Source organism: Vescimonas sp., from assembly GCF_057856985.1.
This window is the reverse complement of sequence record NZ_DBLZXX010000009.1, coordinates 23,451-44,930: the sequence shown is the minus strand read 5'-3', so window position 1 is coordinate 44,930 and position 21,480 is coordinate 23,451. Positions and strand designations below refer to the sequence as shown.

Genomic DNA, 21,480 nt, shown 5'->3' with positions numbered 1-21,480 from the left:
AAGCAGCCCTCCGCTTCACATTCAGTGCGGAGGGCTGCTTTTATAGGGCGCTTATTTCAGAATACCTACGCCCATGATGACCGCGCCAAGCACCACCAGTACGATGCCGGTAGCGCGGTTCAGCGTCTTGGGCTGTGCCATATTGGCGAACACCGCGGCGATGCGGGCCCACACCAGTGTGAAGATGACGCAGAGTGTCCACACCAGCCAGTCCGGCGTGCCCCCGATGGCGAAATGGGATACCGCGCCGGTGAGGGCCGTGAAGGTCATGATAAAGACGCTGGTGCCCACCGCCGTTTTCAGCTCGTAGCCCAGCACGGTGGTAAGGATCAGGAGCATCATCATGCCGCCGCCTGCGCCGATGAAGCCGCAGATGAAGCCGATGAGCATGCCGCAGACCAGCGACTGAACCACCCGCTTCTTCGCCGACACGCTCTGCATGGACTCCTTGGTGGTCATCACCGGGCGGACGATGAACTTGATACCCAGCAGGAACGTCATGAACACGGAGAAATTCCCCATGGTGGCAGAAGGCACCAGACTGGCAACGTAGCTGCCCACCACGGTGAATGCCAGCACGCTGCCCATCATGATAAGGCCGTTTTTCACGTCCAGATTGCCGTTCTTATGGTACGTATAGGCCGAGACGGCGCTGGCCAGCACGTCGGAGGACAGGGCGATGCCCACCGCCATATAGGGGTCCATACCCAGAAATGTGATGAGCATGGGGCTGATCACCGCCGCAGCGCTCATACCGGCAAAGCCGGTGCCTAGGCCCGCGCCCATACCGGCGAAAAACGTGACTAAGATCGTGATCCATATCTGCATACTATCGCTCCTCCCGCAGCAGCTGATCCAGATTGCTGTCAATGATCTGCATGGCGTCAATGAACGCCGTCCGCAGCGGCGGCTCCATGCCGCGGAACAGGCTGTCGAAGAACGCTGTTTGCAGCTGCCGTCCGCGGCGGATGACCTCCTGCGCCCTGGGGGTGCATGCCAGCGCCGTCTTGCGGCGGTCTCCCGCCACCGGCTGCCGCGTCAGGTATCCCTCCTGCACCAGCTTGTCCACGTTGACGGACACCAGATTTGCCTTGATGTGCCGCACCTCCACAATGTCCCGCGCCGTCCGGTAGGATGGGTTGTTGGCCAGGAACAGCAGGATGTCGAAGGCTGTCTGTGTCAGGCCCAGCTCACGGCACAGCGGCTTGCATACCGCGCCGTAGGCCAGGGCGACCTTCTGGGCGAACTCCACATTGGCGTGCATATGTGCCATCTCCTTTACTTCAACTTTGTATTGTTCAAATTTGAATTAAAAATAGCACAACGCCGCCTCTCTGTCAAGTGGGGTCGGTAAAAATAGCGCAGGGCGGCGCTCAGACAGGAAAATGCCCTCCGCGGGGCAGAAAAGAAAACCCTCCGCACAGGCGGAGGGCTTTCTTTTCTTGCGTTTTTACACCTGACCGGCCTTGATGCGGTCAAACTCGCTGTCCATGTCGGCGCTGGGCTTCCGGGTCAGCAGGGAGACCACCACGATGACCAGTGCGCTGAACAGGAAGGCGGGCAGCAGCTCGTAGATGCCCCACACACCGCCCATCGGCTTCAGCACGCCGCGCCAGAAGAATACCATGGCGCCGCCGGCCACCATACCGGCGATGGCGCCGGCGCGGGTGGTACGTTTCCAGAACAGGGAGAACAGCATCAGGGGGCCGAAGGCCGCGCCGAAGCCCGCCCAGGCAAAGGCGGTGATGCCGAAGATGGTGGAGTTGGAGTTCCAGGCGATGGCCATGGCCACCAGCGTGATGAGCATCAGCGTAATGCGGGAGCACCACATGACCTGCTTCTCCGTGGCATCCTTCTTTACAATACCGCGATAGAGGTTCTGGCTGACGGCGCTGGCCGTGATCAGCAGGTAGGAGTCGGAGGAGGAAATGGCCGCCGCCAGCACGCCGGCGCAGGCAAAGCCCGCCAGCACGGGAGGCAGGAACATGATGGCCGCGTCCACAAAGATGTTCTCGGCATCGCTGTTGGACAGGTAGTCCAGACCCGCGATGCTGCGGCCCACGATGCCGATGAACACGGCGGCCGCCATGGAGATGACCACCCAGACGATGGCCACACGGCGGGAGAGCTTCAGCTCCTTCTCAGAGCGGATGCCCATGAACCGCAGCAGCACCTGGGGCATGCCGAAGTAGCCCAGGCCCCAGGCCAGGCAGGACACGATGGACAGTACGCCGTAGGGCTTGGCGGCGCCGAACACGTCCACCTCTGTGGCAGAGGGGGCAGCGGACTGGACCAGGGAGAAGAAGCCGTCGATGCCCTCGGCGTGCTGAATGGCCGCAGACAGGCCGCCGGCAGCGCCCACGGACATGATGAGGATCAGCACCAGCACCGTCACCATCACCACGGCCTGCATGAAATCGGAGGCGCTCTCCGCCAGGAAGCCGCCCAGGAACGTGTAGATCAGCACGAAGGCCGCCGCCACGATCATCATGCTCTGGTAGGACAGGCCGAACAGGTTGGCAAACAGCTTGCCGCAGGTGCTGAGGCACTGGGCCGCGTAGACAGAGAAGAAGATAATGATAATCAGGGAGGACAGCACCATCAGGGTCTTGTGCCTGCCCTCATGATAGCGCTTAGAGAAGAAGTCAGGCACGGTGAAGGCGTCTACCGCGATGCTGTACCGCCGCAGACGGCGGGAGGTGATGAGGAAGTTCAGGTAGGTACCTAGGGCAAGGCCGATGCAGGTCCAGCCCGCGTCGGCAAGACCCGTCCAGTAGGCAAGGCCCGGCAGGCCCATCAGCAGGTAGCCGGACATGTCCGACGCTTCGGCGCTGAAAGCCGTGACCCAGGGGCCCAGACTGCGGCCGCCCAGAAAATACGACTCTGCGTCCTTGTTGGCGCGGCGGGCGAACACGATGCCGATGGCGATCACCGCCAGCATATACAGGATCATAGCCAGCAGGTGCTGAATGTTTGCTCCATCCATGGAAAAAATCCTCCTTGACAGCCGACACATGAAGATTTATAATGTGTCTCATAAAGATTTTGAATACATGGGCGTATCATAGCACCACGCATTCAAAAATGCAAGGGGTAAATTCACAAAATGGACACAAAAAAGTATGCTGTTGTCGAAAAAGTCGTGGAGCGGGCGTCGCTGACCAAGGCGGCGGAGGAGCTGGGCCTCACCCAGTCCGGCGTCAGCCACATTGTGGCTGCGGTGGAAGCGGAGCTGGGTCTGCCGCTCCTGAAGCGCACCCGCACCGGCGCACGGCTGACGCCGGAGGGTGAGCGCCTCATGCCCCACATCCGCGCCATCGTGGCGGAGGAGCGGCTGCTGCACCAGACGGCGGAGGAGCTGCACACGCTGGCGGCGGGCAAGGTGCGGGTAGGCACGTTCACCAGCGTGGCCACCCACTGGCTGCCGGCCATGATGATGCGGTTCCAGCAGGAGCACCCCCAGGTGGAGTTCGAGCTGTTCAACGGCGACTACCACGATGTGGACCGGTGGCTGGCGGACGGCAGCGTGGATCTGGCCTTCGTGGCCCTGCCCGCCGAGGCGGACAGCCGGTGCGTGCCGCTGTACCGCGACGAGCTGGTGGCCGTGCTGCCCAAGGGGCACCGACTGTGCAGTCTGCCGGTGTGCCCTGCGGCGGAGATCGCCAAGGAGCCCATCATCTCCCTGCTGGAAACCTCCAACCACGATGTGCGGCGGGCACTGGACGCCGTGGGTGCCAAGCCGGATATCCGGTTCCGCACCAAGGACGACTACGCCGTCATTGCCATGGTGCGGCAGGGGCTGGGCGTCAGCATCATGCCGTCTCTGCTGCTGCGGGGCAACAATGAGGGCGTGGAGCTGCGGCCGCTGGACCCGCCGGCTTACCGCACCATCGCGCTGACCATGGGCAGCGTGGAGACCGGCCCCGCCGCCCGGCAGTTCGCGGAGTTCGCCAAGGCGTGGGTGAAGGAAAACGCATAACGAAACGGAGGAGACTCACGTCTCCTCCGTTTTCCTCTCATCCTATGGTATGCCGCGCGGCGTTCAGCAGGGCGTCCCGCTGGTTGGGCAGCGCACCGTCCATCACCTGTGCCAGCAGGGCGTTCAGCGTTTGCCCGATGGCGGGGCCGCGCAGGCCCAGGGCCGTCAGGTCCCGACCGTTCACCGCCAGGTCGCGGAGGGAGAAGCATGCCTGCTTTTCCAGCAGGGTGTTCAGTATCTCCTCCGCGCGGTCAATGTCCGCCAGACGATAGCGGTAGTCGGGATGCTGGGCCAGATTGTCCGCCCGCTTTACCGCCAGCAGCTGCCGGAACGTGCCCTCCCCCAGCTGGTGGACGGCGCGTGCGATGGCCTTCTCCGTCCGCGGGATGTCCCGATCGTGCCACTGCACCAGCGTCACCACCTGATGGGCGGTGCGCTTGTCCATCCGCAGTCGGCGGCAGGCGGTCTCCGCCAGCTCCGCCGATACCTTGGGGTGGCCGTAGAAATGGCCCACGCCCCGATCGTCCACGGTGAAACAGGGGGGCTTGCCCACGTCGTGGAGCAGCATGGTCCAGCGCAGCACCGGCTCCGGCGGGACGGCGGCCACGGCGCGGGACGTATGGCCCCACACATCGTAGAGATGGTGGCGGTTCCGCTGGTCAAGGCCCACGCAGGGCAGCAGCTCTGGCAGGAATACGCCCAGTACGTCGGGGTACGCCAGCAGCACCGGCAGCACGTACCGGCCGCACAGCAGGCGGTCCATCTCCGACAGCAGCCGCTCCGCGGCGATGCTGCCCAGCAGCGGGGCGCGGCGGTGCAGCGCGGCGGCGGTGCGCTCCTCCACAGTGAAACCCAGCACCGATGCGAAGCGCAGCGTCCGCATGATGCGCAGGGCGTCCTCGTCAAAGCGGCGGTCCGGCTCCCCCACGCAGCGCAGGAGGCCGCGGCGCAGGTCCTCCCTGCCGCCGTGGAGGTCGGTGAGGACGCCGCGGCGGTCCATGGCCATGGCGTTCACCGTCAGGTCGCGGCGGCACAGGTCCTCCGCCAGCGAGTCGGAGAAATACACCGCGTCGGGGCGGCGATGGTCGGAGTAGGGGCCATCGGCGCGGAAGGTGGTGACCTCTACGGAAAGGCCCTCCTGCCGGACAGTGACGGTGCCGTGCTGCAATCCCGTGGGGATGCTGCGGCCCGCGAACAGGGCGGCGGTCTGCTCCGGTCGGGCGGAGGTGGCAACATCCCAGTCCTGGGGTACGCGGCCCAGCAGCGTGTCCCGCACACAGCCGCCCACGGCATAGGCCGCGAAGCCCGCCTGCTCCAGCCTCTCCAGAACGGCGCTGACCTGCGCTGGGAACATATGTGTCGCCTCCCTTCGTCCCGCAGTGCCAGAAGTCGGCAAAAAAGCCAGTTGCACTTCAGGGGTCTGTGTACTATAATTAGATATTAGCATGATTTCTGGAATTGTCAATTTTCATACCACACTTTCCGGCGCACCGCGCCGTTTGGAGGTCTTTTCTATGATGCATCCCGCTGCGGACATCCGCACACTGTTACAGCCCGGCAAGCGCGTCCATCTGGCCGGTATCGGCGGCGTATCCATGTGCGCGCTGGCCGAGGTACTGCAGGGCATGGGCCTTGTGGTGCAGGGCTCCGACATGACGGACAGCGACACCGTCCGGCACCTGCGGTCCCTGGGCATGGAGGTGGCCATCGGCCACTCCGCCAAGAATCTGAAAAACTGCGACGCCGTGATCCGCACCGCCGCCATCCACGACGGCAATCCCGAGATCGCCGGCGCCATCGCCCGGGGCATCCCCGTGTACGAGCGGGCCCAAGCCTGGGGCGGCATTATGCGGAGCTACCGCAACGCCCTGTGCATCTCCGGCACCCACGGTAAGACCACCACCACGTCCATGGCTACGCACATCTTCATGGCCGCACAGAAGGACCCCACCGTCATGATCGGCGGCACGCTGCCCCTGCTGCACGGCGGCTATCGGGTGGGACAGGGCGACACCATCATTCTGGAGAGCTGCGAATACTGCAACTCCTTCCTGAACTTCTTCCCCACCGTGGCGGTGATCCTCAACGTACACGCCGACCATCTGGACTTCTTCAAGGATCTGGCGGATATCGAGCAATCCTTCCACCGGTTTGCGGAGCTGGTGCCGGAGGGCACCGGCCGCGTGGTGGCCAATCTGGACGATGCGGGCGCCCGTGCCGCCGTGGCGGGGCTGGACCGTCCTCTGTTCACGTACAGTGTCAGGGATCACAGCGCCAGCTGCTATGCCGATAACGTGTCCATGTTCGACGGGTGCGGTGAGTTCGACGTAATGATCCTCGGGCAGCGCTATGCCCACGTGACGCTGCACGTCCCCGGGAGCCACAACGTGTCCAATGCGCTGGCCGCCGCAGCCGCCGCGTATCTGCTGGGGGTGGACGGCAAGGCCGTGGAGGAGGGCCTTGCCGCGTTTACCGGCGCGGGACGGCGCTTCGAGTACAAGGGTACCTATCACGGGGCGGAGGTGTACGACGACTACGCCCACCATCCCGATGAGGTAGAGGCCCTGCTGAATGCGGCGCGGCCCCTGCCCCACCAGCGGCTGATCTGTGCGTTCCAGCCCCACACCTACACCCGCACCGCCGCGCTGTTCGACGATTTCGTGCGGGTGCTGCGGATGCCGGACAAGGTGGTGCTGGCAGAGATCTACGCCGCCCGCGAGAAAAACGAGCTGGGCATCTCCTCCCGCGATCTGGCGGCCCAGATCCCCGGCGCCGTGTACTGCTCCACGCTGGAGCAGGTGACGGAGGAGCTGGCCAGACTGGCCCAGCCCGGGGACATGATCATCACCGTGGGTGCGGGCGACATCTACCGCGCCGGTGAAATGCTTCTGAACCGGGGTGACGCGGAATGAATCTCTCCCCTGTTTATCACAACAGCCGTCCCGATGGTGAGCTGCTGCCCCAGGAGGCGGCAGCCTTCGATCTGCTGGACCGGCTGGGCATCGAATACGACCGCGTCAGCCACGATGCCGCCTTCAACATGGAGCTGTGCGCCGAGGTGGGGCGCGCGCTGGGTGTCAGCGTGTGCAAGAACCTGTTTCTGTGCAACCGGCAGAAAACCCAGTTCTATCTGCTGTGCATGATGCCGGACAAGCCGTTCCACACCAAGGACCTCAGCGCCCAGATCCACTCCACCCGCCTGAGCTTCGCGCCGGAGGAGCTGCTGTGGGAGCTGCTGCACTGCACCCCCGGCTCCGCCACCGTGCTGGGCCTTGCCAACGACACGGAGCGCCGCGTGCAGCTGCTCATTGACCGTGAGGTGTACAATGCGCCGTATTTCTCCTGCCACCCCTGCATCTGCACCAGCACCCTGCGGCTGAAAACCGCCGATGTGCTGGACAAGCTCCTGCCCGCCGCGGGACACGAGCCTATGGTGGTGGAGCTGTAAAAAGACGGCGGAAGGGGCAGCGCCCCTTCTCTGCACAGCCGCTGCCGGCCGTACGGCGGACGGCGGAAATATGTGCCCGATACAGTGTCTGCCAACGGCAGGCACTGTTTTTTGCATTTTACACAAAAAACTCTTGCAATCGGAAACGTTATCGGGTATACTCACCGTATTCCTACCGCCACGGCGCACTCCACTTCTTGCGCCGCGGCGGCAAAAGAAAAGGAGAATGAGCCGCTGTGGCTGGCGGTGCGGCAATGTGGAGACTTGTCGTAAGGCGCATGGGACATTCCGCCCTGCGTGAGGCTGTCATTGCGGAGGCAGGACAGTTACAGCCAGGAATGTATGGCAAAGGTCATCCTGAAGGACCTGAAGAAGGTCTACCCCAACACCGAGAAGAAGAAAAAGGCCAAGAAGGGCGAGGAGCCGGAGAAGAAGAGCAACCTCCAGATCACCGATGAGGGCGTTGTGGCGGTCCAGCAGTTCAATCTGGAGATCGCCGACAAGGAGTTCATCGTGCTGGTGGGCCCCTCCGGCTGCGGCAAGTCCACCACCCTGCGGATGATCGCGGGTCTGGAGGACATCACCTCCGGCGAGCTGTGGATCGGCGACAAGCTGATGAACGATGTGGAACCCAAGGACCGCAACATCGCCATGGTGTTCCAGAACTATGCCCTGTATCCCCACATGACCGTGTATGAGAACATGGCCTTCTCCCTGAAGCTGAAGAAGGCCCCCAAGGATGAGATCGACAAGAAGGTCCGCGAGGCTGCGGAGATCCTGGACATCACCCAGTATCTGGACCGCAAGCCCAAGGCCCTGTCCGGCGGCCAGCGCCAGCGTGTGGCCATCGGCCGCGCCATCGTCCGCGACCCCGCCGTGTTCCTGATGGACGAGCCGCTGTCCAACCTGGACGCCAAGCTCCGCAATCAGATGCGCGCCGAGATCATCAAGCTGCGCCAGCGCATCGACACCACATTTGTCTACGTGACCCACGACCAGACCGAGGCCATGACGCTGGGCGACCGCATCGTCATCATGAAGGACGGCTTCATCCAGCAGATCGGTACGCCCCAGGAGGTGTTCGATCACCCCGCCAACCTGTTCGTGGCCGGCTTTATCGGTACGCCCCAGATGAACCTGTTCGATGCGCGGCTCATCAAGCAGAACGGCAAGTACGCCGTGACGCTGGACGGCATCACCGTGGAGCTGGCCGAGGACAAGCAGGCCCGCCTCGCCGCCAAGGATGTAGCGGAGCAGGACGTGGTGCTGGGTGTCCGCCCCGACCATATCATGCTGTGCGCCGATGGCGTCAGGGGCAAGGTGGATGTCAGCGAGCTGATGGGCTCGTCCGTACACCTGCACATCTCCACCAACGGCCATGACGTGGTGGTCATCGTGCCCACCAACGGCAACGCCGCCCACTTCCCCATGGGCAGTGAGGTCAACATGATCTTCGGCGGCAATGTGGCCCACGTGTTCAGCAAGGAGACGGAAAAGAATCTGGAGTGGTAACAGGACGGCAAAGAGCCCCATCCCGACGGATGGGGCTCTTTTTTGGTCATTCCGGACGGATCTCGCCGTGCTCCTTTTCAAAGTCCGCAATACGCTTTTTGATCATCTGCTCCAACTCGCGGTTCTTGGTGCGGCCCTCGTATTCCGCGATATAGCCCAGTTTGTCCAGCAGGATCTGCTCCACGCGCAGCGTGTATCGGCTCAGGTGGTCCTTCATATTGCCGCCTCCATGACGAAGTATTGACAAAATAATAGCGGCATATTATACTTTTATGTGCGAATGACGAAGTTTTGACGCATCATGAGGTCCAGAATGTCCTATCAAAAGATGTATACGCTGCTGTTCAACGCCATCACCGACGCGCTGCAAGACCTCTCCGCCGGAGCGGTCCAACAGACCATGGTCCAGCTGGCTGCCGCACAGCAGCAAGCGGAGGAACTGTATCTGTCCGACACGCAAAAATAGAGAGAAGCCCTGCTGCGCAGGGCTTCTCTCTATTTTAGTTTTTCAGCAGTTCCCGTCTGGCGCGCCAGTCGGGGAGATAGCGCTCCACCTCCGCGTAGAACGCCGGCGAGTGGTCGTGGTGCCGGATGTGGGCCAGCTCATGGACCACCACATACTCGATGGCCGCCGCCGGATAGGCCATCAGGTACAGTGAGAAGCTGAGCCGGTTCTTGCCGGAGCAGCTGCCGAACCGCGTACGGGCGGCGGTGATGGTGATGCCTGCGGGCTGTACGTCCATGCGCCGGGCCCAATAGGCCACCCGCTGCGGCAGCACCGCCTTCGCCTGCTGCCGCCACGCCTCCACCTGCTGGGGCGATGGGACGGGGTGGGCCGCCAGATACGCCTGACGGCGGGCCATGTGGCTTTCCAGCCACGCCTGGTGCTGCGCCGCGAAGCGGGCGATGGCCGCGTCCGATGCGCCGTAGGGCGCCCGAACCAGCGCCGCGCCCTCCCGCGTCACCTCCAGCGCCATGGTGCGGCGGTGGGAACGGATCACCGTGTAGTCCGTCATGCGTCCTCCTCCACCGGCGCAAAGCGGGGGCCGCGATAGCCGTCCCGCTCCACCTGCTCCGACCACATGGCGGCGGGCCGCACCCAAAGGCCGCCGTCGCCGTACAGAGCGCGGTACACCACCATCTCCTCCAGCGTCTCGGAGTGGCGGGCCGTGCCGATGACCTGGTATTCCATGCCCTTGAAATGGCGGTAGCGCCCGGGTTTTATAGTTGACATAACATCTCCTCCGCAGGTATGGGTTGCATTGTGCCCCCCGACATTATATACTATGATGCGTCAGAAGTAAACGGGAGGAATGCTGTATGCGAAGTATCTGCCTGCGGCTGCGGCGGGGCGACGATCTGCTGCTGTCCATCCGGCAGTTGGCGGCGCGGGAGGGCCTGCGCTGCGCCGTAGTGCTGTCCGGCGTAGGCTGCGTCACGGAGGCGCGGGTGCGGGATGCCTCCGGCGTCACCGTGCGGCACATCGCCGAGCCCTGCGAGATCGTGTCCCTCAACGGGACGGTCAGCGCGGCGCGGTGCCACCTGCACATTGCTCTGGCGCGGGAGGATCTGTCCACCCTGGGTGGGCATCTGATGGAGGGCACGATCATCAACACCACCTGCGAGCTGGTGCTGCTGGAGCCGGACGGCTGGCGCTGCGGCGTAGAGCAGGACGATGAGACGGGCTACGACGAGATCGTATTTCAGGAGGAACCATGAAAAACACCACACTTTGCTATATTGAGAACCCACAGGGGGAATACCTGATGCTCCACCGCGTCAAGAAGGAGAACGATCTGAACCGCGACAAGTGGATCGGCGTGGGCGGCAAGTGCGAGGAAGACGAGAGCCCCGAGGAATGCGTCTGCCGCGAGACGCTGGAGGAGACGGGCCTGACACTGACGGACTACCGCTACCGCGGTCTGGTCACCTTCGTGTCCGACCGATGGGAGGGCGAGTACATGCACCTGTTCACCGCCACCGGCTGGGCCGGTACGGTACAGGAGTGCAACGAGGGCGTACTGGAATGGCTGCACAAGGACGCGCTGGCGGCGCTGCCCCAGTGGGCGGGGGACAAGATCTTTCTGGACCTTATCCGCCGTCCGGACACACCGTTTTTCTCCCTGAAGCTGCAATATCAGGGCGAGACGCTGGTCTATGCGGCGCTGGACGGAAAGGAGCTGGCGGTATGATCCTGATCAGCGCGTGCCTGTTGGGCTGCGCCTGCCGCTACGACGGGAAAAGCAAGCCCCACCCGCTGGCGCAGGAGCTGGCGCGGCAGGGTCTGGCAGTGCCTGTCTGTCCGGAGCAGCTGGGCGGGCTGCCCACGCCCCGTGCCCCCTCGGAGCGGCAGGGGGAGCGGGTGGTGAGCTCCCTGGGCGCGGACGTGACGGCCCAGTACCGACGCGGCGCGGAGGAGGCCCTGCGTCTGGCGGAGCTGTACGGCTGCACCACGGCGGTGCTGAAGGAGCGCAGTCCCTCCTGCGGCAGCGGGGCTATCTACGACGGCACATTCACCGGTACGGTGACGGAGGGCTGGGGCACGGCGGCGGCACTGCTGCGGCGGCACGGCGTCCGCGTACTGGGCGAGAGTCAACTGGCAAGCCTGCTGGAAGAATTGGGCAGTACACAATAGCAGATACGTTCAGGAGGCGTGCCGCGCGGCGCGCCTCTCGTGATTTTCACAAGAAAAGACGCATTTTCTATGTGCGTTTCGTCAAAAATACAAAAAACGATTGACTTTCGCGGGCAAAGCCGCTAAGATGGCAATATCGAAGCGGTAACGTTTCCGGGAAGGTTACCGAAAACACCGCTTTTTGCCACAGTACGACAGGAAGGACCATCGGCATGACGATCAAGGACATCGCTAAACAGTGCAGCGTCAGCGTCAGCACCGTATCCCGCGTGCTCAATGACCGTCCGGACGTCAGCGATGAGGTGCGCCGGAAGGTCCGGGCCGCCATTAAGGACAGCAACTACATTCCCAATAACAGCGCCCGGGATCTGGTCCGGACCAAATCCGAGTCCATCGGGCTGGTGGTCCGCGGCGTATCCAATCCGTTCTACACGGACATCATTCAGGCCATTGAAAAGACCGTCACCGACGCCGGCTTTTCTCTGGTGATGCAGCAGATCCCCTCCTGCGGCGATGAGGTACAGCGCGCCGCCGTCATGGAGCGGGAAAAGCGGCTGCGGGGCATCATTTTTCTGGGCGGGCGGCTGGATTACTCCCCCGAGGATCTGGCTATGCTGAACGTGCCCTATGTATGCTGCTCCTACTCCAATCAATACGGCACCCTGCGCATCGGCGAGTACTCCGCCGTGTCCATCGCCGATGAGGAAGCGGCCCAGCAGGCTGTGGATCACCTCTACGACCACGGGCACCGACGCATTGCGGCGCTGATCTGCCGGCCGGACGACCAGTCCATCAGCCAGCTGCGGTATCAGGGCTACTGCAAGGCCCTGGCCGCCCACGGCATCCCCCTGGACCCTGAACTGGTGATGTGCGCCGGCAGCTTTGACATCCGGGACGCCTACGACGCCGTCTGCGAAAAGCTGCGGCAGGGTGCGGAATTCACGGCGCTGTTTGCCATAGCCGACTCCATGGCCATCGGCGCCATGCGGGCCCTGCGGGACGAGGGACGCGCCGTGCCGCAGGACTGCTCCGTCATTGCTATCGATGGGCTGGAGTTGTCCGCCTACATCGAGCCGCCGCTGACCACCCTGTGCCAGCCCATGGAGGCGATGGGACAGCGCAGCGCCCAGATCCTGCTGGGTCTTATCCATGGCCACGGCGCCCACTGCTGCGAGGTGCTGCCTACCCAGCTGCGGCAGGGCGGCTCCGTACAGGATATTTGATGCGGTTTTTGTGCCGGAAACGGCGTGAAAATAATTTTTTTGAAGGAGTAATCAAACATGAAGAAGTTTCTTTGCATGCTTCTGGCTCTTGTGATGGCTCTGTCCCTGGTAGCCTGCGGTGAGCAGAAGCAGCCCGATGCCAACACTGGTGATGGCGACGGCGATACCACTGCCACCGGCAGCGTGTACTATCTGAACTTTAAGCCCGAGTCCGATGCCGCTTGGCAGACCCTGGCCGCCGCTTACACCGCGGAGACCGGCGTGCCCGTCAAGGTCGTCACCGCCGCTTCCGGCCAGTACGACACCACCCTGACCGCCGAGATGGATAAGGACACCGCTCCCACCATGTTCCAGGTGGGCAACCTGGGCGCTGTCAACAGCTACGGTGAGTTCTGCTACAATCTGGAAGGCACCGACGTGTACAACCAGATGACCACCCATGACTTCGATCTGAAGAACGCCGACGGCGAGACCGTGTCCATCGGTTACTGCTATGAGGCCTTCGGCATCATTGTCAACAAGGCTCTGCTGGAGCAGGCCGGCCACTCCCTGGACGAGATCACCAACTTTGAGTCCCTGAAGGCTGTTGCCGATGACATCCATGCCCGTGCTTCCGAGCTGGGCTTCGATGCCTTCACCTCCGCCGGCCTGGACGGCTCTTCCTCCTGGCGTTTCTCCGGCCATCTGGCCAACATGCCCCTGTACTACGAGTTCCGCGATGACAACGTCACCGCTCAGCCCGCCACCATCAAGGGTACTTATCTGGACAACTACAAGGCCATCTGGGATCTGTATACCACTGATTCCGCCACCACCGGCGCTGCCCTGCTGACCGCTACCGGCGATCAGGCTGAGGCTGAGTTCGGCGAAGGCAAGGCCGTGTTCTATCAGAACGGCACCTGGGAGTTCAGCAACCTGACCGCTGCTGACAAGTTCGCCATGAACCCCGATGATCTGGCCATGATCCCCATCTACTGCGGTGTGGACGGCGAGGACAAGGCCGGTCTGTGCTGCGGCACTGAGAACTGCTGGGCTGTCAACAAGAACGCCTCCGAGGAGGACATCAAGGCCACTCTGGACTTCATGAACTGGGTCGTCACCTCTGACGCCGGCACCACCATGCTGGCCGAGCAGTTTGGTCCCTGCCCCTTCAAGAACGCCAAGACTCCCGAGAACGTGTTCTTCGCACAGGCCAACGAGTATGTTGCCAACGGCAACTACACCGTCACTTGGGCCTTCAACTGGACTCCCGCTGTTGACGATTGGCGCGCCGCCGTCGTGGACGCTCTGAGCAAGTACACCACCGGCAACGGCAGCTGGGACGATGTCAAGACCGCCTTCGTGGAGGGCTGGGCAACTCAGTACGCCAACGAGCACTAAGTTCCCCGCGTCCCTGTGACGCAGAGGCAGCACAATACAGGCGGGGCGGGCGTTACGCCCGTCCCGCCTGCGCTTTCTCCGTGGTGGCGTGAGCTGTTGTCCGACGCGGTCGGGCAAGAGCTTTCGCCATGACAATAACCGCAGAACAGCAGAACAGGAGTTGAAAGAATGAAGCGATTACATCGAAAGCGTGACGCGGCCGCACTCAGCAGCCGTCTGATCCGTCGGCCCATTCAACGGATGGTGTGGCTTTTTCTGCTGCCCACCTTCGCCGCCTTTTGCATCGGGTTCCTGTACCCCTTCCTGAAAGGTGCGTTTTTGTCCTTCTGCAAGTTCAAGCTCACCAGCCAGTGGACATGGGTGGGGTTTGACAACTATGTGAAGGCCTTCTCCGACAGCAGCTTCCTCCACGCCTTCTGGTACACGGCACTGTTCGCCCTCGTGTCGGTGGCGTTCATCAACGTGCTGGCCTTTACGGTGGCGTACTTCCTGACCAAGGGCATCAAGGGCTCCAACCTGTTCCGCACGGTATTCTTCATGCCCAACCTCATCGGCGGCATCGTGCTGGGCTATATCTGGTCCATGATTTTCGACGGCATTCTGGTGAAGTACAACACCTCCGTGGTGCTGGAGAGCAAATACGGCTTCTGGGGCCTCATCATCCTGATGTGCTGGCAGCAGGTGGGCTATATGATGATCATCTACATCGCCGGTCTGCAGTCTATCCCCGAGGACATGCTGGAGGCCGCCCGCATCGACGGCGCCAACAGCTGGCAGACGCTGTGGAAGGTCACCATCCCCAACATGATGAGCTCCTTCACCATCTGCATCTTCCTGACCCTGACCAATGGCTTCAAGCTGTTCGACCAGAACCTGGCCCTCACCGGCGGCCGCCCGTTCCTGCAGCAGCCGGACGGCAGCGTCATCAAGACCACGGAGATGCTGGCCCTGAACATCTACAACGCATTCTACTCCGGCGGCGGCAACAACCGCGGCGTGGGGCAGGCCAAGGCCGTGGTATTCTTCATTCTGGTAGCCGTGATCGGCCTCATCCAGCTCCAGGCGACCCGTAAGAAGGAGGTGCAGCAGTAATGCAGACCAGTCTTTCCAAAAAGCACGAGCGCGGCAAAATGGCGATGACCGTGGCGTTCGCAGTCATCTGCATCGTCTACCTGCTGCCTATCCTCATCGTGCTGATGAACTCCTTCAAGAGCAACGCCGCCGTGAATACGGAGACGTTTGCCCTCCCCAATGCTGACAGCTTTGTGGGCTTCCAGAACTACGTCAAGGGCATGACCTTCGGCAACTACCCCTTCGTTAAGGCCGTGTTTTACAGCCTGTTCATTACGCTGGTATCCTCGGCGCTGATTTTGCTGTGTACCTCTATGGCGGCGTGGTACGTCTCCCGCGTGGGCAGTCTGGTCAGCAAGATCGTGTACTACCTGTGCGTGTTCTCCATGGTGGTACCGTTCCAGATGGTGATGTTCACCCTGTCCCGTACCGCCAACAAGCTGCACCTGGACACGCCGTGGACCATCCCTGTTATCTATCTGGGCTTCGGCGCGGGTCTGGCGGTGTTCATGTTCTCCGGCTTCGTGAAGTCCATCCCGCTGGAGATCGAGGAGGCCGCTGTCATTGACGGCTGCGGCCCGCTGCGCACCTTCTTCCTGGTGGTGCTGCCCATGATGAAGCCTACGTTCATCTCCGTGGGCGTGCTGGAGATCATGTGGGTGTGGAACGACTTCCTGCTGCCGTACCTGGTACTGGACCGCACCAAGTATATGACCATCCCCATCGTCATCCAGCACCTGAAGGGCAGCTACGGTCAGGTGGATATGGGCGCTACCATGGCGCTGATCCTGCTGAGCATCCTGCCGGTCATCGTGTTCTACCTGCTGTGCCAGAAGCACATCATCAAGGGTGTGGCCGCCGGCGCCGTCAAGGGCTAAAAACCATGAACAACGGGGCGGGCATTTCGCCCGCCCCGCGTAACTCTGCTTATCTCTGAAAGAAAGTGACGTACTGCTATGAAACGTTCCAGTGGTATTCTGATGGCCATCTCCTCCCTGCCCTCCCCCTACGGGATCGGCACGCTGGGACAGGCGGCCTACGACTTCGCGGACTTCCTGCAGGCAGCGGGCCAGCGCTACTGGCAGATGCTGCCGCTGGGGCCCACCAGCTATGGCGATTCGCCGTACCAGAGCTTTTCCGCCTACGCGGGCAATCCCTATTTCATCGACCCCGAGCTGCTCATCGCCGACGGCCTGCTGACCAAGAGTGAGTGCAGCCGCTGCAAGTGGGGCGGCGACGCCCGCCACGTGGACTACGGCCGCATCTACGAGAAGCGGTTTGATCTGCTGCATAAGGCGTTCCAGCGGGGCTGGAAGCGGGACAGCGAGGCGGTGGCCGCCTTTGCCGCGGCCAATGCCCGCTGGCTGCCGGACTACGCCCTGTTCATGGCCTGCAAGCGCCATTTCGGCATGAAGGCGTGGACGGAGTGGCCTGACGACATCCGCCTGCGGCAGGAGGGCGCGCCGGAGAAGTACCGTGCGCTGCTGCAGGAGGACGTGGATTTCTTCACCTACCTGCAATATCTGTTCTTCCAGCAGTGGGATCGCCTGCGGGACTACGTCCACGGGCTGAACATCCGCATCATCGGCGATTTGCCTATCTACGTGGCCATGGACTCCGCCGACGTGTGGGCAGAGACGGAGTTTTTCCAGCTGGATGACACGTTGGTTCCCAAGGCGGTGTCCGGCGTACCGCCAGACTACTTCAGCGCCGATGGCCAGTTGTGGGGCAACCCGCTGTACAACTGGGACCGCATGCGCGAGGACGGCTTCGGCTGGTGGATACGTCGCATCGACGGCAGCGGCAAGCTGTTCGATGTCATCCGCATCGACCACTTCCGCGGCTTCGACAGCTACTGGGCGGTGCCCTACGGCGAGACCACGGCCAAGAACGGTAAATGGGTCAAGGGCCCGGGCATGGATCTGGTGGGCCGTCTCAACGGTTGGTTCCCCCAGCTGGAGTTCATCGCCGAGGATCTGGGCTACCCCACCCCCAGCGTCCAGCAGCTGCTGCACGAATCCGGTTGGCCCGGGATGAAGGTGCTGGAGTTTGCCTTCGACTCCCGCGACACCAGCAACTACCTGCCCCACACCTACACGGAGCACTGCATCTGCTACACCGGTACCCACGACAACAGCCCCCTGACCTTGTGGCGGCAGGAGGCCAAGCCGGAGGACATCGCCTACGCCCGGGATTACCTGGCCCTGACGGAGCAGGAGGGCTTCCACTGGGGCGTCATCCGCGGCGGCATGAGCAGCGTCGCGGAGCTGTTCGTGGCCCAGATGCAGGACTATTTGGGCCTTGGCGAGGGGCACCGCATGAACACCCCCGGCACCCAGAGCGGCAACTGGCAGTGGCGTCTGCTGCCCGGCGAGCTGACGCCGGAGCTGGCGGAGCGCATCCGCCGCATGACCGTGCTGTATGGTCGTACCGACCGTCCGGCGGAGCCGGAGGAGAGCGCCGAATAAACTCAACGGCAGCAGCCGCCGTCCGGTCTTCGGACGGCGGCTGTTTCGCTGTCTGGCTATTTCTGTCTGCGCGCAAAAAAGGACCGGCTCCGCGAGCCGGTCCTTTTTTGTATGTATTGCTTCCGCGCAGTTTCTTAATAGCTGCCCAGGTCGGCGCTGGCGTCGCCCTCGACGCTCTTGCCGAACTCGTAGTCGTTGCCGGGCAGGATGGCGTTCAGGATGACGCCCGCCAGAGCGGCAATAGCCAGACCGGTCAGGGTGATGTCGGCGCTGCCCACGGTGAAGGTGATGCCGCCGGTGGAGGCGAAGCCCAGACCGCACACGAAGATGACGGCGGCGATGATGAGGTTGCGGGACTTGGTGAGGTCAACGCGGTTTTCCACCACGTTGCGGACGCCGACGGCGGAGATCATACCGTAGAGGACGAAGCTGACGCCGCCCACGATGGCAGTGGGGATGGAGTTGACCAGCGCGTCAAACTTGGGGGAGAAGCTGAGGATGATGGCGTACAGCGCCGCCAGACGGATGACCCGGGGATCGTACACGCGGCTCAGTGCCAGCACGCCGGTGTTCTCGCCGTAGGTGGTGTTGGCAGGGCCGCCGAACATACCGGCGAAGGCGGTGGCAAGACCGTCGCCCAGCAGGGTGCGGTGCAGGCCGGGATCCTCGATGAAGTTCTTGCCGGTGGTGGAGGAGATAGCGGAGATGTCGCCGATGTGCTCCATCATGGCGGCGATGGCGATGGGGGCCATCACCAGGATGGAGGTAATGTCAAACTTGGCGATGACGAATTTCTGCAGGCCCACAAAGTCGGCGATGGCGACCTCCGTGAAGTCCACCTGATGGAAGATCAGCGCCACGATGTAGCTGCCCACCACACCCAGCAGGATGGGGATGATCTTGATCATGCCCTTGCCCCAGATATTGGCGACGATGATGATGGCGATGGCGCACAGTGCCAGCCACCAGTTGGTGGAGGCGTTGGTCACGGCGGTGCCGGACAGGTTCAGACCGATGAGGATGATGATGGGGCCGGTGACGATGGGGGGGAAGAACCGCATGACCTTCTTGGCGCCCACCAGCTTGAACAGCAGTGCCAGCACCAGATACAACAGACCCGCGACCACCACGCCGCCCAGTGCGTAGGGCAGCTTCTCCTCGCCGGTCATGGCGGCGAACTTGCCGCTGTCCAGATTGGCTACCGCCTGGAAGCCGCCCAGAAAGGCGAAGGAGGAACCCAGGAAGGCGGGTACCTTAAACTTGGTGCAGACGTGGAACAGCAGCGTGCCGATACCGGCAAACAGCAGGGTGGTCTGGATGGACAGGGGCAGGCCGTAGCCGCTGACCAGGATGGGGACCAGTACCGTGGCGCCGAACATGGCGAACAGGTGCTGGAGGCCCAGCAGCAGCATCCGCGGGATGCCCAGCTCCCGAGCGTCGTAGATGGCATCTTGTCCGAGTTTTTTGTTCATGTGACAGTTCCTCTCTTTCTTCTTACGTTTATTTCCACTTGCTTGCAAACTCAAAAAAATGGCCGGTGAAAAAATCACCGGTCAAAGGAAACACTATTAAAATTAAAAATGGAAACAGTGGGAGCCGCCTTCCGCTTCTTCGTCACATTCTTGCAGGTCATGGCAGTCCCTCCTCTCTGTTCGTCTCGCCTATTATACGGGCCGCTCCGGCGAAAAGCAATACATTTCTTTGCCAAGAAACCGCCAAAATTCCCGCTTTTCCTTTGTCACATCTCACAAACCCGTCGCCTCCGCTGCTGGCAGGCATCAGCGGGTATCGCCATTTACATCGGCGCCGAATCGTGGTACTATACCATGGATAAGGAGGTGTGCTATGGACGTTTCCGTGTACCATTACGACGCGGTGGACTCCACCAATACCCAGTGCAGGCGGCTGGCCGCGGAGGGCGTCGTCAATGCCGTGGTGACAGCGGACTGCCAGACGGCGGGCCGCGGCCGCATGGGCCGCAGCTTCCAGTCTCCCCCGGGGCTGGGCCTGTACCTGTCCGTCCTGTGGCGCACCGGCCTGCGCACCGACACGCTGCCCATGGTCACGCCGCTGGCGGCAGTGGCCGTGTGCCGCGCCATTGAGGAGGTCTGCGGCCTGCACTGCGGCATCAAATGGCCCAACGACCTGCTGCTGGGCGGCAAAAAGGTCTGCGGCATCCTGACGGAATCCGCCTTCCGTCCCGACGGTACGCCGGACTGGGTCATCGTGGGCATCGGCGTCAATGTCTCCCAGACCGCCGCCGATTTCTCCCCCGACGTAGCCGCCATCGCTACCTCTCTGCGGATGGAGCTGAAGGGCGATGTATCCCGTGACGCCCTGGCCCAGGCCCTGACGGCGCAGCTGGCGGCGCTCCACGACAGCGCCCTCCCCTGCCCCAGCCTGTGGCGGGAGGACTACTGCGCCCGCTGCGTCAACGTCGGCCAGCGGGTGCGCCTGACACGAGACGGCGCGATTCGCGGCGCCGTCGCGGAGGGGATCGACCCGCAATACGGCCTGACGGTACGGTATGACGACGGCTCGGAGGAGACGCTGCGAGGCGGCGAGGTATCGGTCCGCGGACTCTATGGATATTCTGAATGAGGTGATCTTGTGAAATTATTATGGGAACTGTTCCTTACCTTCGCCAAGGTGGGCGTCATGACATTCGGCGGCGGCATGGCCATGCTGCCCATCCTCCAGCGGGAGGTGGTGGAGAACAAAGGCTGGGCCACCGATGAGGAGCTGGTGGACTATTTCGCTATCGGCCAGTGTACCCCGGGCATCATCGCCGTCAATACCGCCACCTTCGTGGGGCAGAAGCAGCGGGGCGTCGTGGGCGGCATCGTGGCCACGCTGGGCATCGTGTTCCCCTCCCTTCTCATTATCACGGTGCTGGCCGGCGTCATTAACAGCTTCTCCCATCTGGACTGGGTGCAGCACGCCTTTGCCGGGATCCGCGTGTGCGTGTGCGTGCTGATCTTCAATGCCACGCTGAAACTGCTGAAGGGCTCCGTCAAGGACTGGCCCGCCGCCGTGATCTTCGTCGCGGTGCTGGCGGCCTCCCTGTTCACGAATCTCTCCCCCGTGATCTTTGTGGCGGCCGCCGCCCTGTGCGGCATCGTCATCCAGAACTTGATAAGGAGGGAGAAATAATGCTGTACCTCCATCTTTTCTGGGAGTTTTTCAAGACTGGTCTCTTCGCCGTGGGCGGCGGACTGGCCACCCTCCCCTTTTTGCAGGATATGGCCGACCGCACCGGCTGGTTCACCCGCGCCCAACTGGCGGATATGCTGGCGGTGTCCGAGTCCACCCCCGGCCCCATCGGCGTCAACATGGCCACCTATGTGGGGTTCACCACCGGCGGCGCCGGCGGCGCGCTCATCGCCACGCTGGGTCTGGTAACGCCGTCGGTCATCGTCATCCTCATCGTGGCGGCGTTTTTGAAGGCGTTCCGCGACAGCAAGTGGGTCAGCGCCGCGTTTTACGGCCTGCGTCCCGCCTCTACCGCGCTGGTGGCGGCGGCGGGCATCTCCGTGGTGCTCATCGCCATGGTGAACACCGGAGCGGCGGGTCTGGCATTCTTCAACTGGAAGGCCATCGCTTTGGCCGCCGTACTGCTGGTACTGACCCATTGGGTCAAATTCACCAAAAACCTGCACCCCATTTGGTTCATTCTGGCCAGCGCCGTTGTGGGCGTCGTGTTCAAATTCTGAGCGGTATCCAAAAGGAGCCTGCCTGCGGCAGGCTCCTTTTTCGCGCCCTGC

At 62.6% G+C, this 21,480-nt stretch carries 24 protein-coding genes; 16 read left to right on the top strand and 8 right to left on the bottom strand.

Going from position 1 to position 21,480, the window contains the following annotated elements:
* Nucleotides 1-51 precede the first annotated feature (51 nt).
* The 3 genes from ACZM22_RS07435 to ACZM22_RS07425 form a co-directional block, all read right to left on the bottom strand.
* Nucleotides 52-828, bottom strand: a complete 777-nt coding sequence (locus ACZM22_RS07435; RefSeq protein ID WP_484437514.1) for a sulfite exporter TauE/SafE family protein — start codon at nucleotides 826-828, stop codon at nucleotides 52-54.
* Between the two features lies 1 nt (nucleotide 829).
* Nucleotides 830-1,264, bottom strand: a complete 435-nt coding sequence (locus tag ACZM22_RS07430; RefSeq protein ID WP_483269229.1) for a MarR family winged helix-turn-helix transcriptional regulator — start codon at nucleotides 1,262-1,264, stop codon at nucleotides 830-832.
* 186 nt (nucleotides 1,265-1,450) lie between these two features.
* Nucleotides 1,451-2,986 carry a sodium/proline symporter gene (locus ACZM22_RS07425; RefSeq protein ID WP_489543613.1) on the bottom strand — a complete coding sequence of 512 codons (1,536 nt, stop codon included), beginning with the start codon at nucleotides 2,984-2,986 and terminating at the stop codon, nucleotides 1,451-1,453.
* Between the two features lie 120 nt (nucleotides 2,987-3,106).
* Here ACZM22_RS07425 and ACZM22_RS07420 point away from each other — a divergent pair, with 120 nt between their 5' ends.
* Nucleotides 3,107-3,979 (top strand): LysR family transcriptional regulator, encoded by an 873-nt coding sequence (locus tag ACZM22_RS07420; RefSeq protein ID WP_489543612.1) that lies wholly within the window; start codon nucleotides 3,107-3,109, stop codon nucleotides 3,977-3,979.
* A gap of 37 nt (nucleotides 3,980-4,016) precedes the next feature.
* Here ACZM22_RS07420 and ACZM22_RS07415 read toward each other — a convergent pair whose 3' ends face one another.
* Nucleotides 4,017-5,333 carry a CCA tRNA nucleotidyltransferase gene (locus ACZM22_RS07415; RefSeq protein WP_489543611.1) on the bottom strand — a complete coding sequence of 439 codons (1,317 nt, stop codon included), beginning with the start codon at nucleotides 5,331-5,333 and terminating at the stop codon, nucleotides 4,017-4,019.
* A gap of 160 nt (nucleotides 5,334-5,493) precedes the next feature.
* On the opposite strand from ACZM22_RS07415, the gene murC reads away from it, so the two are divergent.
* The 3 genes from murC to ACZM22_RS07400 all read left to right on the top strand — a co-directional run bounded on the left by murC (nucleotide 5,494) and on the right by ACZM22_RS07400 (nucleotide 8,939).
* Nucleotides 5,494-6,891 carry a UDP-N-acetylmuramate--L-alanine ligase gene (murC, locus tag ACZM22_RS07410; RefSeq protein ID WP_489543610.1) on the top strand — a complete coding sequence of 466 codons (1,398 nt, stop codon included), beginning with the start codon at nucleotides 5,494-5,496 and terminating at the stop codon, nucleotides 6,889-6,891.
* Entirely contained in the window at nucleotides 6,888-7,427 is a 540-nt protein-coding gene (locus tag ACZM22_RS07405; RefSeq protein WP_489543609.1) for a prolyl-tRNA synthetase associated domain-containing protein, read from the top strand. The genes murC and ACZM22_RS07405 overlap by 4 nt, the downstream gene beginning before the upstream one ends.
* A gap of 342 nt (nucleotides 7,428-7,769) precedes the next feature.
* A complete protein-coding gene (locus tag ACZM22_RS07400) occupies nucleotides 7,770-8,939 on the top strand; it encodes an ABC transporter ATP-binding protein (protein ID WP_489543608.1) in 1,170 nt (389 codons plus the stop codon).
* A 46-nt stretch (nucleotides 8,940-8,985) separates the two neighbouring features.
* Here ACZM22_RS07400 and ACZM22_RS07395 read toward each other — a convergent pair whose 3' ends face one another.
* Nucleotides 8,986-9,156, bottom strand: a complete 171-nt coding sequence (locus tag ACZM22_RS07395) for a hypothetical protein (RefSeq protein WP_483268698.1) — start codon at nucleotides 9,154-9,156, stop codon at nucleotides 8,986-8,988.
* A gap of 96 nt (nucleotides 9,157-9,252) precedes the next feature.
* Here ACZM22_RS07395 and ACZM22_RS07390 point away from each other — a divergent pair, with 96 nt between their 5' ends.
* The gene (locus tag ACZM22_RS07390) at nucleotides 9,253-9,405 is read left to right on the top strand and encodes a hypothetical protein (RefSeq protein WP_489543607.1); all 153 of its coding nucleotides are present in this window, start codon (nucleotides 9,253-9,255) and stop codon (nucleotides 9,403-9,405) included.
* A 34-nt stretch (nucleotides 9,406-9,439) separates the two neighbouring features.
* Here the strand turns inward: ACZM22_RS07390 and ACZM22_RS07385 are convergent, their stop codons facing one another.
* Both ACZM22_RS07385 and ACZM22_RS07380 read right to left on the bottom strand, forming a co-directional pair.
* Nucleotides 9,440-9,955, bottom strand: a complete 516-nt coding sequence (locus ACZM22_RS07385; protein WP_489543606.1) for a M48 family metallopeptidase — start codon at nucleotides 9,953-9,955, stop codon at nucleotides 9,440-9,442.
* Nucleotides 9,952-10,173: a DUF1653 domain-containing protein gene (locus ACZM22_RS07380; RefSeq protein WP_484425148.1), complete on the bottom strand. Its 222-nt coding sequence runs from the start codon at nucleotides 10,171-10,173 to the stop codon at nucleotides 9,952-9,954. Before ACZM22_RS07380 ends, ACZM22_RS07385 begins: the two co-directional genes overlap by 4 nt.
* Before the next feature lie 86 nt (nucleotides 10,174-10,259).
* Between ACZM22_RS07380 and ACZM22_RS07375 the strand changes: the two genes are divergently transcribed.
* The 8 genes from ACZM22_RS07375 (at nucleotide 10,260) to malQ (ending at nucleotide 17,716) form a co-directional block, all read left to right on the top strand.
* Complete coding sequence (locus tag ACZM22_RS07375) at nucleotides 10,260-10,658, top strand: PPC domain-containing DNA-binding protein (protein WP_483268694.1); 399 nt, start codon at nucleotides 10,260-10,262, stop codon at nucleotides 10,656-10,658.
* Nucleotides 10,655-11,131, top strand: a complete 477-nt coding sequence (locus ACZM22_RS07370) for an NUDIX hydrolase (protein ID WP_489543605.1) — start codon at nucleotides 10,655-10,657, stop codon at nucleotides 11,129-11,131. The genes ACZM22_RS07375 and ACZM22_RS07370 overlap by 4 nt, the downstream gene beginning before the upstream one ends.
* Nucleotides 11,128-11,574: a 2-thiouracil desulfurase family protein gene (locus tag ACZM22_RS07365; RefSeq protein ID WP_483268692.1), complete on the top strand. Its 447-nt coding sequence runs from the start codon at nucleotides 11,128-11,130 to the stop codon at nucleotides 11,572-11,574. The genes ACZM22_RS07370 and ACZM22_RS07365 overlap by 4 nt, the downstream gene beginning before the upstream one ends.
* A 212-nt stretch (nucleotides 11,575-11,786) precedes the next feature.
* A complete protein-coding gene (locus ACZM22_RS07360; protein ID WP_484425146.1) occupies nucleotides 11,787-12,797 on the top strand; it encodes a LacI family DNA-binding transcriptional regulator in 1,011 nt (336 codons plus the stop codon).
* A 57-nt stretch (nucleotides 12,798-12,854) separates the two neighbouring features.
* Entirely contained in the window at nucleotides 12,855-14,177 is a 1,323-nt protein-coding gene (locus tag ACZM22_RS07355; protein ID WP_483268690.1) for an ABC transporter substrate-binding protein, read from the top strand.
* Between the two features lie 219 nt (nucleotides 14,178-14,396).
* Nucleotides 14,397-15,269: a carbohydrate ABC transporter permease gene (locus ACZM22_RS07350; RefSeq protein WP_484425151.1), complete on the top strand. Its 873-nt coding sequence runs from the start codon at nucleotides 14,397-14,399 to the stop codon at nucleotides 15,267-15,269.
* Complete coding sequence (locus tag ACZM22_RS07345) at nucleotides 15,269-16,126, top strand: carbohydrate ABC transporter permease (protein ID WP_484425145.1); 858 nt, start codon at nucleotides 15,269-15,271, stop codon at nucleotides 16,124-16,126. Before ACZM22_RS07350 ends, ACZM22_RS07345 begins: the two co-directional genes overlap by 1 nt.
* Nucleotides 16,127-16,204: 78 nt before the next feature.
* Nucleotides 16,205-17,716, top strand: coding sequence for a 4-alpha-glucanotransferase (gene malQ / locus ACZM22_RS07340; protein ID WP_484425144.1), 1,512 nt, complete (start codon nucleotides 16,205-16,207; stop codon nucleotides 17,714-17,716).
* Between the two features lie 134 nt (nucleotides 17,717-17,850).
* Here the strand turns inward: malQ and ACZM22_RS07335 are convergent, their stop codons facing one another.
* Nucleotides 17,851-19,188 (bottom strand): uracil-xanthine permease family protein, encoded by a 1,338-nt coding sequence (locus ACZM22_RS07335; protein ID WP_489543604.1) that lies wholly within the window; start codon nucleotides 19,186-19,188, stop codon nucleotides 17,851-17,853.
* A gap of 373 nt (nucleotides 19,189-19,561) precedes the next feature.
* Here ACZM22_RS07335 and ACZM22_RS07330 point away from each other — a divergent pair, with 373 nt between their 5' ends.
* Genes ACZM22_RS07330 through ACZM22_RS07320 form a run of 3 tightly spaced genes read left to right on the top strand, consistent with a single transcriptional unit; the run spans nucleotide 19,562 to nucleotide 21,429 of the window.
* Nucleotides 19,562-20,317 carry a biotin--[acetyl-CoA-carboxylase] ligase gene (locus ACZM22_RS07330; RefSeq protein ID WP_484424740.1) on the top strand — a complete coding sequence of 252 codons (756 nt, stop codon included), beginning with the start codon at nucleotides 19,562-19,564 and terminating at the stop codon, nucleotides 20,315-20,317.
* A 9-nt stretch (nucleotides 20,318-20,326) separates the two neighbouring features.
* Nucleotides 20,327-20,869 carry a chromate transporter gene (locus ACZM22_RS07325; protein ID WP_489543603.1) on the top strand — a complete coding sequence of 181 codons (543 nt, stop codon included), beginning with the start codon at nucleotides 20,327-20,329 and terminating at the stop codon, nucleotides 20,867-20,869.
* Nucleotides 20,869-21,429 (top strand): chromate transporter, encoded by a 561-nt coding sequence (locus tag ACZM22_RS07320; protein ID WP_489543602.1) that lies wholly within the window; start codon nucleotides 20,869-20,871, stop codon nucleotides 21,427-21,429. Before ACZM22_RS07325 ends, ACZM22_RS07320 begins: the two co-directional genes overlap by 1 nt.
* Nucleotides 21,430-21,480 lie beyond the last annotated feature (51 nt).

What these genes read in the sequence shown, in the direction of transcription:
- ACZM22_RS07435 (WP_484437514.1), bottom strand. Translation starts at nt 828, where the DNA reads ATGCAGATATGGATCACGATCTTAGTCACGTTTTTCGCCGGTATGGGC.
- ACZM22_RS07430 (WP_483269229.1), bottom strand. Translation starts at nt 1,264, where the DNA reads ATGCACGCCAATGTGGAGTTCGCCCAGAAGGTCGCCCTGGCCTACGGC.
- ACZM22_RS07425 (WP_489543613.1), bottom strand. Translation starts at nt 2,986, where the DNA reads ATGGATGGAGCAAACATTCAGCACCTGCTGGCTATGATCCTGTATATG.
- ACZM22_RS07420 (WP_489543612.1), top strand. Translation starts at nt 3,107, where the DNA reads ATGGACACAAAAAAGTATGCTGTTGTCGAAAAAGTCGTGGAGCGGGCG.
- ACZM22_RS07415 (WP_489543611.1), bottom strand. Translation starts at nt 5,333, where the DNA reads ATGTTCCCAGCGCAGGTCAGCGCCGTTCTGGAGAGGCTGGAGCAGGCG.
- murC (WP_489543610.1), top strand. Translation starts at nt 5,494, where the DNA reads ATGATGCATCCCGCTGCGGACATCCGCACACTGTTACAGCCCGGCAAG.
- ACZM22_RS07405 (WP_489543609.1), top strand. Translation starts at nt 6,888, where the DNA reads ATGAATCTCTCCCCTGTTTATCACAACAGCCGTCCCGATGGTGAGCTG.
- ACZM22_RS07400 (WP_489543608.1), top strand. Translation starts at nt 7,770, where the DNA reads ATGGCAAAGGTCATCCTGAAGGACCTGAAGAAGGTCTACCCCAACACC.
- ACZM22_RS07395 (WP_483268698.1), bottom strand. Translation starts at nt 9,156, where the DNA reads ATGAAGGACCACCTGAGCCGATACACGCTGCGCGTGGAGCAGATCCTG.
- ACZM22_RS07390 (WP_489543607.1), top strand. Translation starts at nt 9,253, where the DNA reads ATGTCCTATCAAAAGATGTATACGCTGCTGTTCAACGCCATCACCGAC.
- ACZM22_RS07385 (WP_489543606.1), bottom strand. Translation starts at nt 9,955, where the DNA reads ATGACGGACTACACGGTGATCCGTTCCCACCGCCGCACCATGGCGCTG.
- ACZM22_RS07380 (WP_484425148.1), bottom strand. Translation starts at nt 10,173, where the DNA reads ATGTCAACTATAAAACCCGGGCGCTACCGCCATTTCAAGGGCATGGAA.
- ACZM22_RS07375 (WP_483268694.1), top strand. Translation starts at nt 10,260, where the DNA reads ATGCGAAGTATCTGCCTGCGGCTGCGGCGGGGCGACGATCTGCTGCTG.
- ACZM22_RS07370 (WP_489543605.1), top strand. Translation starts at nt 10,655, where the DNA reads ATGAAAAACACCACACTTTGCTATATTGAGAACCCACAGGGGGAATAC.
- ACZM22_RS07365 (WP_483268692.1), top strand. Translation starts at nt 11,128, where the DNA reads ATGATCCTGATCAGCGCGTGCCTGTTGGGCTGCGCCTGCCGCTACGAC.
- ACZM22_RS07360 (WP_484425146.1), top strand. Translation starts at nt 11,787, where the DNA reads ATGACGATCAAGGACATCGCTAAACAGTGCAGCGTCAGCGTCAGCACC.
- ACZM22_RS07355 (WP_483268690.1), top strand. Translation starts at nt 12,855, where the DNA reads ATGAAGAAGTTTCTTTGCATGCTTCTGGCTCTTGTGATGGCTCTGTCC.
- ACZM22_RS07345 (WP_484425145.1), top strand. Translation starts at nt 15,269, where the DNA reads ATGCAGACCAGTCTTTCCAAAAAGCACGAGCGCGGCAAAATGGCGATG.
- malQ (WP_484425144.1), top strand. Translation starts at nt 16,205, where the DNA reads ATGAAACGTTCCAGTGGTATTCTGATGGCCATCTCCTCCCTGCCCTCC.
- ACZM22_RS07335 (WP_489543604.1), bottom strand. Translation starts at nt 19,188, where the DNA reads ATGAACAAAAAACTCGGACAAGATGCCATCTACGACGCTCGGGAGCTG.
- ACZM22_RS07330 (WP_484424740.1), top strand. Translation starts at nt 19,562, where the DNA reads ATGGACGTTTCCGTGTACCATTACGACGCGGTGGACTCCACCAATACC.
- ACZM22_RS07320 (WP_489543602.1), top strand. Translation starts at nt 20,869, where the DNA reads ATGCTGTACCTCCATCTTTTCTGGGAGTTTTTCAAGACTGGTCTCTTC.